Source organism: Agarivorans albus (assembly GCF_019670105.1).
GTDB classification, from domain to species: Bacteria; Pseudomonadota; Gammaproteobacteria; order Enterobacterales; family Celerinatantimonadaceae; genus Agarivorans; species Agarivorans albus.
The window spans coordinates 3,973,179-3,986,158 of the sequence record NZ_AP023032.1; the positions used below are offsets into that span (position 1 = coordinate 3,973,179).

Here is a 12,980-nt window from a genome sequence, read left to right on the forward strand (position 1 = left end):
CCCAAAGCATCACCAAAAAACCTTTTACAAAACTCCACTTGGTGAGAGTCTCGGTTCCTTGCTATATTTCAGCTCCGCGCGAATAAGGAAATAGAGATGTATAGCAGCTTATTGATGATTTTAGGGGCATTAGTTGTCGGTTACATGATTCCCGTAAAACATCCCTCGGCCTTGCTTACTATTCGCCGACTAAGTAGCTGGATGCTATATCTGATTCTATTTTTGATGGGTTATGGCTTGGCCTTTATTGATAACCTTAGCCAAAATATTATTCAACTATTTAGTCAAAGCGCAGTATTAGTGAGTTTATTGCTCACCTTCAACCTGAGTGCCTTGTACTTTGTGGGGCGCTATTTGGCGATGCCAGCCGCGGAACCTATCCACAAAAAAAGCAATAACAAGCTTGCGATGTTTAAAGAACCTGCGTTGCTTATCGCGCTGTTGATAATCGGTTTAGTTTCGGGCTTGGCTTACCAGCAACAATTACCCGCTCAGTCAGTATTGGCCGAATACGCACTTATTCTGCTAATTTTTTGTATTGGTATCGAGCTGCGAAGTGCCGGTATTAGTGTTCGCCAGATGCTACTTAATCGACGCGGCTTAATTATTGCGGTGGTGATGGTGCTTAGCTCCTTACCTGCAGGTGCTATTACTGCTTACTTGTTCGACTTACCGCTAAACCTAGGCTTAGCCATGAGCAGTGGCTTTGGTTGGTATTCACTATCGGGCGCTTTGTTAAGTAAAGCAGCAACACCATTAATTGGTAGTACTGCCTTTTTTGCCGATTTAAGCCGCGAGCTAATTATCCTGCTATTAATTCCAGTTTTAATGCAGCGCTCACCCGCCGCCACTATTGGTTATGCCGGTGCAACTGCCATGGACTTCTCCTTGCCTATGCTACAGCGTGCTGGCGGCAACCAACTAGTGCCAGTAGCCATTGCCAGCGGCTTTATTCTTAGCCTACTTTGCCCGGTAATGATTTTACTACTGGTTAACTTTGTCTAAGGGCATTAGGGTCTGTTGATCTTTGCTGATGGTTTTTGCAGCAATTTATTAGCCATTTAGGCAAGGCAGTGAGTGTGCAGTTAAGTGGGCTTAATAATCACTCGCTAACGCTGAATAAATGGCTAAGAAATGCTGCCCGAAGGGTTCGGATAAGCGAACTTTTCTCTTTGTTAAGCACTTCTTACTTAGCCCACTAGGCTTCTAAGTGCTCGCCGCGATTAAAGCCCGCTTATCTCGAACAAAATTTCAACACCAAAGAGCAACAGACCCTAATCATTGTTATTAAAGTCGGCAATGGCCTTGTCTAATAGCTTCAAATCTTCTGGGTAATCGTGACTAAGTTGGTGGATCCAGTCTTCAACATTATCCCACCACGCAGGAAGTTCTGGTGATTGAATTTTGTTGGCTAAACGCTGGATTCTCGCTAAACCTATCGAGCCCGCAGCGCCCTTAATTTTATGCGCCTCAGAGGCAATGCCATCCTGATCTTTTGCAAACAAGTTACTCTCGAGTACTTTCATGTAATCAGGCATCACTTGCTTGAACAAATTGATGCTATCGTTAAGCACTTTTACCCCAATGGTCTCGCAAAACTGCTCAACTAGATCTAAATCTAAGATCGGCATAGAGCTGCGACTTAATGCCTGTTTAGGGTTTACCGCAGGCTCTGCTTCTGGCTCTTCACCTATCGCAAACACACTATTAAAACAATGTACTACCGCATTGCGATTAATCGGTTTATGAATAACATCAACCATGCCCGCTTTAGCAAATTCGCTTTTGCTGTTTACCACATTGGCGGTAAGGGCCACCAACGGTGGCAAATGCTGCTCGGCAAACTGCTCCTGCCAACGTTTGGCAATATCAAAGCCCGTCATATCCGGTAGCTGAATGTCTAATAAAACCAGGTCGAAATTATCTGGGTCAAATACTTCTAACGCCTGCTCACCGCTCATCGCCACCTCAACATAGTGACCCAATTTTTCGAGAAGCGCTTTAGCTATGGTGACGTTTAGCTCTACGTCTTCAACCAGCAGAATATCTAATGGAGGATGATCAATTTGTTCTGCTTCATCAGGAATAGCATCTAAGGTGACCTTTAGGGTAACGGTAAAACATGAGCCTTCACCCTCTTTGCTGCTCACGCTAATGTCACCACCCATTGCCCGAACTAGCTGGCGAGAGACCGACAAACCAATGCCGGTACCGGTTGCTGATTTACTGCCTTCTACTTGGTAGTACATGGCAAAAATCTCTTCTAACTGATCCTGAGGAATGCCTGGTCCGGTATCTTCAATCATCAATTCAAGTTGCACTTCTTGCTCAGACAAAGGCTCGGATTTTATGGTTAAAGCAACTTCGCCCTGCTCGGTAAACTTAACCGCGTTGTGGGTTAAATTCCAAAGCACTTGGCGCAGGCGCGTTGGGTCGCCCATGATGCTATTAGGGATAGGACCAATTTGCTCGAAACGAAAATCTAAGCCCTTACTTTGTAACTGCATTTCAGTAAGCGTTTCAATGTCGGTGACTAAGGCTTTAAAGTCCATTGGCTCTAGCGATACTGCAAAGCGGCGCCGGTCTAGCTTATCTAAGTCAATAATATCGTTGAAAATATTACCTAGGGTAGTCGCACTCAATAAGATGGTATTTACGTGTTTGCGCTGGTCATCATTAAGTGGGGTGTCTAATAACATTTGGCTTAAACCCACTACCCCATTAAGCGGTGTGCGCAATTCGTGGCTCAGCGTCGAGATAAACTGAGTTTTATCTCGATTGGCCTTCTCAATATTAGCTTGATGGCGCATTCTCTCGGTAATGTCTCGACCAAAACCTAACAGACCTAAACGGTTACCATTACGCCCATAAAATGGCACCTTACGTAGTTCAAAAAACGCTTTGCGCCCATCGGGATACTCTAACCATTGCTCGTAGGTAAGTTGTTCATCGTTATCAAATACTTGGTGGTCGGTCTCAACAATTTTATCGGCAATATCTTCCGGGTAAACATCGTAGGGAGTAAGGCCAATAAGTTGCTTTTCAGAGCGCCCAACCAACTGCTCTAACGCTAAGTTACAACCCGAGAACTGGCCTTGCTCATTGCGGTAATAAACTAAATCGGGAGAGCTATCGATAAAACTACGCAACAAGGCAGAGTGTTCTTCTAGCTCTTGCTGCGCTTGCTGGCGTTGCCTTACTTCTTGTTCTAAGTTGGCCATGGCTTGGCCACGAGCAGCTTCGGCTTTCTCGCGCTCATCAATCTCATTATTTAGCTGGCTGATGTTGGCTTTAAGTTTATTAGTAAGCTGCAGGTCTCGAGAGCGCATTTTTTCAAGCTTACGGATCATCTTACTTAAGCGTTGGCGCGAGTCTTCAATTTGCTCTACTACCACCGACATAAAAAACACCGCCCACGGCGTAATAATTAAACCAAAAAACACAGAGCGAACTAAATCCACCGACGACACCTGGCCAGTAAGCGCGAAGGTAACACTCATTTGGATTGCCAAAGCCACTAAAATAATGGCGCTAGCTAAGCTTATGGTAAATTTAACTACGCCCAATCGAGATAATAAATGAACGTAATAGGTGGCAAGATTTTTCAGTGGCGTCATTAAGCCAGATTCCTTTTATAGCGCGAAGCAAGCTAAGCAAATGTTAGCTAATCCATAAAATAAAGATGGTTAATATTAACCTAGCTTTTGTGGTATAACAGCCCATCTTTTTGTGTCATATAAATGCAATGAGCCCTAGGGGCTGTTTTTCTTTCGAGCTGATTTTTGCAGCCATTTGTGGCTTATTTATACAAGGCAGAAGCTTTAATGTGTAGTTAGTCTACATGAGAAGCTGATAACGCAGTAGAAATAAGCCACAAACGCTGCCCGAAGGATTCGGCTAAAATCGTTGTATGCTTTGTTAAGGCATGTTTACCTAGAATGCTAGGCTTCACATTCCTTGCCGCGCCTAAAACGATTTTTTCGCGAACAAAATTTAACCGCGAAAGATAAACAGCCCCTAGCTCACGCATCCTGTTGTGGAGTACTAAGTGCATGTCTACTGCAATGCCTGACGTAGCAAACTCAAGCCGTGCCCAAACCGAAGGAAAACTCGATTGGGTAGGTATGAGCCAAATTGAAATGCCCATAATGCTGGCATTTGAAGCACAAGCAGCTAGCCGCGTGAGTGCTAAAATTGAGGCCTTTGTCAGCTTAGATGACCCACAAGCCAAAGGCATTCATATGTCTCGTTTATATTTGATATTGGATCAATTATCTAACGAAGGCGTATTGGATTATGCTGGATTACACCGCGTTTTGGATCAGTTTATTGAAAGTCATCAAGATTTGAGTGAGCAAGCGCAGGTTCGCTTTAGCTTCGACTACCATTTGCGCCGTAAATCGCTGTTATCTGGCAAAACCGGTTGGAAGGCTTATCCCGTTGCAATCACTGCCACTCGTCACCAACAACAAACCACTATTGAGCTTGAAGTTGAGGTTCCGTACTCATCCACTTGCCCTTGTTCGGCCGCGCTATCACGCCAGCTTATTCAGCAGGCCTTCAAACAACAATTTGCCGATGAGCAAGTTTCAAGTGAAGCGGTGCATCAATGGCTTGGCAGCAGTGAAGGCATTGTTGCTACCCCCCACAGCCAGCGTAGTATCGCTCAGCTAAAAGTTAAAATTGCCACTGAACATCAGGATATTCCCATTATCAGTTTGATTGATGAAGTGGAAAGTAGTTTAAAAACCCCAGTACAAGCCGCGGTTAAGCGCGAGGATGAACAAGAATTTGCTCGCCTCAATGGGCAAAACTTGATGTTCTGTGAAGATGCCGCTCGCCGTTTGCAGCACAGCTTGAATAACCGAGCAGACTTAGTTGATTTTTGGGTAAGGGTAAACCACCTAGAAAGCCTACACGCGCATGATGCTGTATGTGTTGTAACTAAAGGTATTGAGCAAGGTTACAGCGCCTAGCTAGGGCGCTGTTTTTGTATCCTCTATAGCGCTGTCTCCGGCGCTACAGTAGCGGGCTTTACCCTGATGTTTAGCACGATAAAGCTGTAAATCTGCCACCCTTACCAGTTCGCCATAATCCACACCTTGTTGAGGAATAACGCTGGCCACACCAATACTTACCGATACAAAGTCGCTCACATCTGAGAATTCATGAGGAATTTCAGCTTCTTTCATATTGCGCAACACGGTTTCGGCGATTTGCTTAGCACCTTCACAGCCAGTATTAGGTAGCAATATGGCAAACTCTTCACCGCCATAACGGGCCACTAAATCGGAGCCACGTTTCACTGAGCGACTGATTAACTTAGCCACTTGGCGCAAAGCTTCGTCGCCCTGTTGGTGGCCATAGTTATCGTTATATTGCTTGAAGCAGTCAATATCCAGCAATAACAAACTTAGCTCTACCCCTTCACGACGATGAGTTAGCCACAACTGCAATAATTTCTCATCAAAACTACGGCGGTTAGCTACTTGAGTTAGGCTGTCGATAAAGCTGAGTTCCTGTAACTGCATAATCGCGTCGGCCAGTTGCTGCTCGGTGGCTTTACGCTCGGTAACATCACGAGTGATGAAGATAATGCCGCGCTCGCCACTCACATCATCAAAATAAGGGCCTTTAATCACCTCATACCAAATCTGGTGACCATCATCCAAGTACACTAATTCTTCATACCGGATCGGCTTGCCATCTTCTAAAATTTGACGGTTTTGCAACTGATGTTGTTCTAACTGTTCTTCACTAAGAACCTCGGTAAGGTGTTTGCCTAACAACTCATCACTGGTAAAACCAAACATTTTGGCGAAAGGTTCGTTCCCGCCAACAAAGTTACCTTTATCATCAATAAAGCCCAATGGATCGGGGGTTGAGTTAAACACGGTGCGAATAAGGTTGTTTTGCCGCCCTAACTCTTTCTCGGAGCTGATTCGGTTTTGGTTTTCATGTTCCAGTTTACGGTTAAGCTCGTGCCACTTGGTTACGTCGTAAGACACGTTAAGCACACCTGTCACTTCGTCTTGTTGGTTCTTAAGCGGATAGACATTGTTTTGCAGCAGGATTTGTCGGCTATCTGGCGCACTAAACCATTCGGTATGTTGGCAAGGCTCGCCCGCCAATACTTGGTTGTCATAGGTTTGGCTGCGCTCTAACTCATTACGGGTTAAAAAATCACTCAGCTTCTTACCGGCAAGCTCACCAGGCTTTAAGCCATGAAAGCCTGCCCATGCTTGGTTACAGCCAAGCAAACGCTCATTAGCGTCTTTAAAGTAAATAAATTCTGGAATGGAATTAAGCACGTTTGCAAACAATTTTTGCTCTTGCTCAATTCGATTTAAATAAGAATAACCTTGAGCGTTTTCGTAAGCATTAATGAACCAAACCTCTCGGCCATTATGCGCAGTTAAGCTAGCGTAAAGAAGCAAAACCCGAGTTTGCTGGGGGAAATTAACCAGCCAGTGAACACCTTCAATACTAGCTGAAGACTGATGGGGCTTTAGTAGCTCTAACAATTGCTCGAGGTGGGCAGAATCGAAGAACTGCCAATGTTTACCATTGTTAGCTAGCTGCAGTAATTCACAGACACGAGGATTAGCAAAAATAACCTGTTTGGCTTCTAGGTCAATCATCAGCTGAGCAGCCGGTGACTTCACCATTGCCGCGCGCTGAGCACGCACCTTTCTGCGAGCTAAGGCCCACATAACAATAACGATGACTAGCAGTATGCTAAGTAATGCTATTGTTGCCTGCATCCAGACTGTTGGATAAAAGTTTTCGTGCATCGATTGTCCATTTTTTCTGCAACCGCTGCTACTTTACCTGATTATATGACATAAGAAAATAATCATTTACTAAACAAGCAATTAGCTCACATTTACTGCATCACATTCTAACTTAATGCGCTACCTTGGGGGCCATCAAAGGCCAACTTTTTGGCAATATCTGTGAGGGCTAACCACTTGTTTTGGCACCAATTTGGCGCCAGTAAAACCGGCGGCCGAGCATGGGCACTTACACGGTGATAAACCACATGTTCAGGGGTATGGCGAATAAGATTTACCGCTTGTTCAACGTAGTGCTGCTGGCTCATGGTATCTAAGCGGCCTGCTCGCCACGCTTTAGCCATGGTGCTGCCCTCAACCACATGTAAAGGATGCAACTTAATACCAGCAATATCTTCGGCAAGTACCGCCTCAAGTGATTGCATATAATGTTCAGGCTCTTCGCCCGGTAAACCCAAAATAAGATGGGCGCATACTTTTAAACCGTATTGGTGGGCACGGGCTACAGCCTTTCGAAACGCCGCAAAATCATGACCACGGTTTATTTTCTTTAAAGTTTCATCATGGGCAGTTTGAACACCTAGCTCTAGCCAAACTTCTTTACCTTGAGCCTGATACTCTGCCAGCATTTCTAACACCGCTTCGGGTACGCAATCTGGGCGGGTACCAATGCATAAACCCACCACAGACTCATCGGCTAAAGCTTGCTGATACATCCCACGCAAATATTCTACTTCGGCATAGGTGCTGGTATAGGCCTGAAAGTAGGCTAAATAGCGGATATCTTTATGTTTTAGCTCAGCCTTGCGTGCATCCAGCTGCTCGCCAATCGACATCATTTGCTGTTGCGGTTTAACAAAAGCGTCTACGTTGCAAAAGGTACAGCCACCTTTACCAATACTGCCATCGCGATTTGGGCAGGTGAAATCGCCATCCACACTTAGCTTGCGCACTCGCCCGCTAAAATGTTGCTTAATATGACGACCTAAGGTGTTTACATATAAATCTAGCTGCACAGCTTTCACTCTTTAATAAGGTGGGAAAAACCCAAAACGGCGGCTAGTCTACTGGCAGGAGCCAGCTAGGTCTTAGTTGTAGATCAAGAGAGCACAACATTTAGACATTAGATGATCAACAACAGCGCTCTCAATTGCTCCTCAGCAAAGATAAACAGCACCTCTTGAAGCTGCTATACTGCGTGCCGCTAATACAGTCGCACCTAGGAATCAACATGAGCTCTCAAGCATTAATCGACGCAAATGACCGTCTAACCACTAAACAGCGTTATCAAAGCTTTATCGAACAAGCCCGTAAGGCCCAACAGGTTTGGACCTTAAGTGACGAACAGGGTTGTTTGATTATCGAAACCGGTGACGAAAAAGTATTACTGCTGTGGAGCGAGCAAGCACTTGCCGAACACTGGGCCAGTAAAGATCACGCCAACTTTAAAGCCCTAGCCATTAGTTTGAGTGACTTGACCGAGAAGTGGCTCCCAGGAATGGCCAACGATGGTTTTGACCTAGCAGTGGCTCCTAGCTTTGCCGGTGAAGGCACAATTGTTGCGCCCTTAGATCTTGCCGACGAGCTAAGCAGCGGAAAAATCAAGTAAGCCGAGTATTTACCGCGCTTAAGTCCAAAGCAGTTTTTTTAGTAAGGACTTAAGTGTAGAATCTTCGGCTCGAAAATTGTTCATAGCGCCCAAACGGGTACAGAAATACATACAGGTTAAATTATGACGACAACGGTTAATCCATTATTAGAAGATTTGAAGGCGCGCGGCCTAGTTGCTCAATGCACTGCCGACGAAGAACTGGCCGAACACCTTTCTAGTGGAGCCCGCACCCTGTATTGTGGCTTTGACCCAACTGCCGACAGCCTGCACATTGGTAGCCTAGTGCCACTACTTATGCTTAAGCGTTTCCAACAAGCTGGTCACAAGCCCTTAGCCTTGGTGGGTGGTGCAACCGGTTTAATTGGTGACCCAAGCTTTAAAGCCGCAGAGCGTAAACTAAACAGTGATGACGTAGTTACCGGCTGGGTAGGCAAACTGCAGAAGCAAGTTAGCCAGTTTATTGAGTTTGGCGACCAAGCAAATGCAGCCAAGGTAATTAACAACCTAGATTGGATTGGCAAAGTAAACGTAATTGATTTCATGCGTAACGTAGGTAAACACTTTAGCGTTAACGCCATGATCAAAAAAGAATCGGTAAAACAGCGTATCGACCGTGATGAGTCGGGTATCTCGTTCACCGAGTTCAGCTACATGTTGCTGCAGTCTTACGACTTTGCCGAGCTTAGCGACAAAGAAAACACCACCTTACAAATTGGTGGCTCTGATCAGTGGGGCAACATCACTGGCGGTATTGACCTAGCTCGACGCATGTACAGCAACAAAGTATATGGCCTAACAATGCCATTAGTGACCAAAGCCGACGGCACTAAGTTTGGTAAAACCGAAACGGGTACCATTTGGTTAGATCCTAAGCGTACCTCGCCTTACGCGTTCTACCAATTCTGGATTAACACGGCGGATGCCGACGTATATTCGTTCTTGCGTTACTTCACCTTTATCGACGTAGCCGAAATTGCAGCCATTGAAGAGCGTGATAAAGCCGCCCAAGGTCGCCCAGAAGCGCAAGGTATTTTAGCCAAAGAAGTAACTCGTTTAGTGCATGGAGAAGAAGGCTTAGCCTCAGCAATGCGGATTACTCAAGCGCTATTCTCTGGCGACTTAGCCTCTCTCAGTGAGTCAGATTTAGAGCAGCTAGCCCAAGATGGTTTGCCTACCACTCAACTTGAACAAAGCGAAGCTGGTTTAGTTGAGCTACTTACAGCGAGTGAGTTAGCTAAATCAAATAAAATGGCGCGCGAATTTATTGGTAACGGCGCAGTGTCTGTAAACGGCGAAAAGCTAAACGACCCTCAGCTAACCTTGCAAGCCAGCGATGCCTTATACGGTAAGTATTCAGTAGTTAAGCGCGGTAAAAAATTATTCAGTTTGATCATTTGGGCTAAATAATTTTGCTGTTAAGAGCAATCAGCCACGCTGATTGCTCGATTTAATCCCTTCAACACATTCTCCACCACCTTTGCTGTTGTTATCTGCCAGAACAACCTTTTCTACGTATTCCGATGTCACTTCTTGTTGGCTTCAATCACCCTTCATAAACTCCTCATTGCACTGGTATTTTCCCTAGAAAGCTTTAATTCAAATCTAGCTGCACGAAATTAAGTTATCAACCAATTCAAATAAACGTTAACCAGTTTGCAGTTTAAGTTAAAAATGTCTGGCATAATTGGTTTACAAATTTTTACTGTATGAGCCAAAATGCTGTTTAGAAACACTCTATTACTTGCCGCCACTAGCCTGGTTTTTTCCCTTCAAGCTAAAGATTGGGCAGACTACGACGTACCTGCAGACCCTGGATTTGGAAATACTTGGGAATTAATTGACGCCTTTTCTGACGATTTTAACTACCAAGGAAAAAACCAACAGTTTAGTGAAAAATGGAACGACCATTACCATAATGCTTGGACTGGGCCAGGATTAACCATATGGAGTTCTGATCACTCTGATGTAGTAGACGGAAAACTGGTTATTAAAGCCGCCAGAAAACCAGATACCGATAAGGTTCACCTAGGTGTAGTAACTTCTAAAACGCCAATCATCTACCCAGTTTACATGGAAGCCAAAATTAAAGTGGCTAACCAAGTGCTATCGTCTAACTTTTGGTTATTAAGTGCCGATGACAAGCGCGAGCTAGATATACTGGAGATATACGGCAGCGATCGCGCCAACCACCACAAGCATTCTCGCCATGCTAATACCAACTACCATGTATTTATTCGTGACGAAGAAAGCAACGAAATTATCCGAGACATAGGCTCTCAACAGCATCACTTTTTACCAAACGAAGCGCCGTATCGCGATAACTTTCATCGCTTTGGCGCATACTGGATCGATCCATGGAATGTCGAGTTTTACATTGATGGACGTTTAGTTCGTCGCTTAAACAAAACGTCACTTAAAGATCCAGAAAATCTTGGTCTAGACCGCGAGATGTTCATGATCATCGACATGGAAGATCACGATTGGCGCTCAAGTGTTGGTCACATCGCTAGCGATGAAGATTTAGCCGATGAAACTAGAAACAAGATGCTAGTGGATTGGGTGCGTGTTTACGTACCAGTAAAAGCCGACGCAAGCCAGCAAGAACTAGGCCCGGTAAAGCTTCCGACCGATGTAGCCGGCTTAAGCTTGCGCCACAGCACCAAGTGTTTTGAAATTAGAAACCCTCGCTCTGAAAAAGGCGCGCGTTATCGCCAAAGCTACTGCAGCCATCGTGGCCAACAGCAGAAGTTTACTTTTACCGAGCAAGTGAGTGAACAGGGCCAGCAAGTTAGCATCAAAAACACCGCAAATGATTTTTGTGTTGCAGCACGAGAAGGCAAACAAGACTTACGCCAACAACCCTGTGATGAGCAATCAGCTGCCCAGTCTTGGCTATTATCAAACAAAGGCCACAATTGGTTCAGCATTAAAAACCTTGCCACTGGTGAATGCCTAGAAATGGCGAAAGGCTCCAAGAAAAATGGCAAAAACTTGTCATTGGGTGAATGTGATGGCTCAGAGCATCAAAGCTTTAAATTCGTAAATTAATGGGAAGGCTAGCCTAACAGCTGGCCATTTACTTCGCTTAAACAATAGGTTGTTCATGAAAAATTATCAGATGTACATCAATGGTAGCTGGCTAGATGCAAAATCAGGAGCACGCGCCGAGGTACTTAACCCTTCAACTGAAGAAGTTATCGCCACTGTCGCTAATGGCGATGAAACCGATGCAGAGCTAGCCATGAGCGCAGCAGTTGCAGCACAAAAGCAATGGCGTAAGCTACCTGCTCGCAAACGTGCTGAAAAACTGTATGAGTTAGTGGCAGAGATTAAAGCTAACCGTGACTTCTTAGCCGAGCTGCTTGTGCAAGAACAAGGCAAGTTACTAAAAGTGGCGCGTATGGAAGTAGACGTAACCTGCTCGTTTATTGAATACGCCTGCGAGTGGGCTCGCCACATTGAAGGTGACATAGTTGAGTCAGACAACCCTGACGAGCACATTTGGATCCACAAGGTACCGCGTGGTGTAGTGGTAGCTATTACTGCATGGAACTTTCCACTAGCGCTAGCTGGTCGCAAAATTGGCCCAGCCTTAGTGGCGGGTAATGCGATTATTGTTAAGCCAACTACCGAAACACCATTAGCAACACTTGAGCTAGCAAAACTGGCCGACAAAGTTGGCTTGCCAAAAGGTTTGTTAAACGTAGTCACCGGTCCTGGTCGCTCTTTGGGCGATGCACTGGTTCGCCACCCAAAGACAGCCATGGTATCAATGACAGGCAGTACTCCTGCTGGCCAAGCCATTGTGCGAGCAGCCTCAGACAACCTAGCTCATGTACAACTAGAGCTAGGCGGCAAAGCGCCCTTTATCGTGCTCGACGACGCTAACATAGATGCGGCAGTAGACGCAGCGCTAAACTCTAAGTTCGATAACTGTGGTCAAGTATGTACTTGTAACGAACGTTTATATGTTCACGAAGCCATCTACACCGAGTTTATGGACAAATTGCTTGCCAAGGTGAAAGCCATAAAGGTAGGTGACCCAATGAACGAAGATAGCGACATGGGGCCAAAAGTAAGCGCTAAAGAGCTAGCCAATATGGAAGCCATGGTTGCTAAAGCCATAGAAGAGGGTGCCACCTTAGTCACTGGTGGTAAACGCTTAAGCGGCGAGGAGTTTGAAAAAGGCTACTGGTTTGAACCCACCGTGTTTACCGACGTAACCCAAGAGATGAGCCTCGTTCATGAAGAGATCTTTGGCCCTATTTTGCCCGTAGTTAAATTTACTGAGTTTGATGAAGTGATTAACTATGCTAACGATTCTGAGTACGGTTTGTCGGCGATGATCTTCACCGACCGAATCAAACTAGTGATGGACTTGGTAAACGACCTTGAATGCGGAGAGATTTATGTAAACCGCGGTCATGGCGAGCAACATCAAGGCTTCCACAATGGCTACAAACTAAGTGGCTCCGGCGGTGAAGATGGTAAATATGGTTTTGAGCAATACCTAGAGAAGAAAACCTTCTACGTAGATTTCTCAAAATAACACTCTTTTCTTAGGAAGTGAGCAA

At 45.2% G+C, this 12,980-nt stretch carries 9 protein-coding genes; 6 read left to right on the top strand and 3 right to left on the bottom strand.

The genetic code is table 11. The features are described 5' to 3' along the window. Nucleotides 1-96 precede the first annotated feature (96 nt). On the top strand, nt 97-1,005 hold the full coding sequence (locus K5620_RS18010) for a LysO family transporter (protein WP_221077409.1): 909 nt from the start codon (nt 97-99) through the stop codon (nt 1,003-1,005). A 269-nt stretch (nt 1,006-1,274) separates the two neighbouring features. Here K5620_RS18010 and arcB read toward each other — a convergent pair whose 3' ends face one another. Then, nucleotides 1,275-3,617 carry an aerobic respiration two-component sensor histidine kinase ArcB gene (gene arcB, locus K5620_RS18015; RefSeq protein WP_016403532.1) on the bottom strand — a complete coding sequence of 781 codons (2,343 nt, stop codon included), beginning with the start codon at nt 3,615-3,617 and terminating at the stop codon, nt 1,275-1,277. Nucleotides 3,618-4,052: 435 nt separating this feature from the next. Here arcB and folE2 point away from each other — a divergent pair, with 435 nt between their 5' ends. Continuing rightward, complete coding sequence (gene folE2 / locus K5620_RS18020; RefSeq protein WP_016403534.1) at nt 4,053-4,976, top strand: GTP cyclohydrolase FolE2; 924 nt, start codon at nt 4,053-4,055, stop codon at nt 4,974-4,976. Here folE2 and K5620_RS18025 read toward each other — a convergent pair whose 3' ends face one another. Together K5620_RS18025 and mnmL are read right to left on the bottom strand one after the other, a co-directional pair. Beyond that, on the bottom strand, nt 4,977-6,794 hold the full coding sequence (locus tag K5620_RS18025; protein ID WP_084681997.1) for a sensor domain-containing diguanylate cyclase: 1,818 nt from the start codon (nt 6,792-6,794) through the stop codon (nt 4,977-4,979). A gap of 107 nt (nt 6,795-6,901) precedes the next feature. Further along, a complete protein-coding gene (gene mnmL / locus K5620_RS18030; RefSeq protein WP_016403536.1) occupies nt 6,902-7,810 on the bottom strand; it encodes a tRNA modification radical SAM protein MnmL/YtqA in 909 nt (302 codons plus the stop codon). 215 nt (nt 7,811-8,025) lie between these two features. Here mnmL and K5620_RS18035 point away from each other — a divergent pair, with 215 nt between their 5' ends. The 4 genes from K5620_RS18035 (at nt 8,026) to aldA (ending at nt 12,955) form a co-directional block, all read left to right on the top strand. Next, on the top strand, nt 8,026-8,403 hold the full coding sequence (locus K5620_RS18035) for a DUF2750 domain-containing protein (RefSeq protein WP_016403537.1): 378 nt from the start codon (nt 8,026-8,028) through the stop codon (nt 8,401-8,403). A gap of 123 nt (nt 8,404-8,526) precedes the next feature. Continuing rightward, nucleotides 8,527-9,813 carry a tyrosine--tRNA ligase gene (gene tyrS, locus K5620_RS18040; protein ID WP_016403538.1) on the top strand — a complete coding sequence of 429 codons (1,287 nt, stop codon included), beginning with the start codon at nt 8,527-8,529 and terminating at the stop codon, nt 9,811-9,813. A gap of 309 nt (nt 9,814-10,122) precedes the next feature. Continuing rightward, on the top strand, nt 10,123-11,454 hold the full coding sequence (locus K5620_RS18045; protein ID WP_016403539.1) for an RICIN domain-containing protein: 1,332 nt from the start codon (nt 10,123-10,125) through the stop codon (nt 11,452-11,454). Between the two features lie 55 nt (nt 11,455-11,509). Next, nucleotides 11,510-12,955 carry an aldehyde dehydrogenase gene (aldA, locus tag K5620_RS18050; RefSeq protein ID WP_016403540.1) on the top strand — a complete coding sequence of 482 codons (1,446 nt, stop codon included), beginning with the start codon at nt 11,510-11,512 and terminating at the stop codon, nt 12,953-12,955. Nucleotides 12,956-12,980 lie beyond the last annotated feature (25 nt).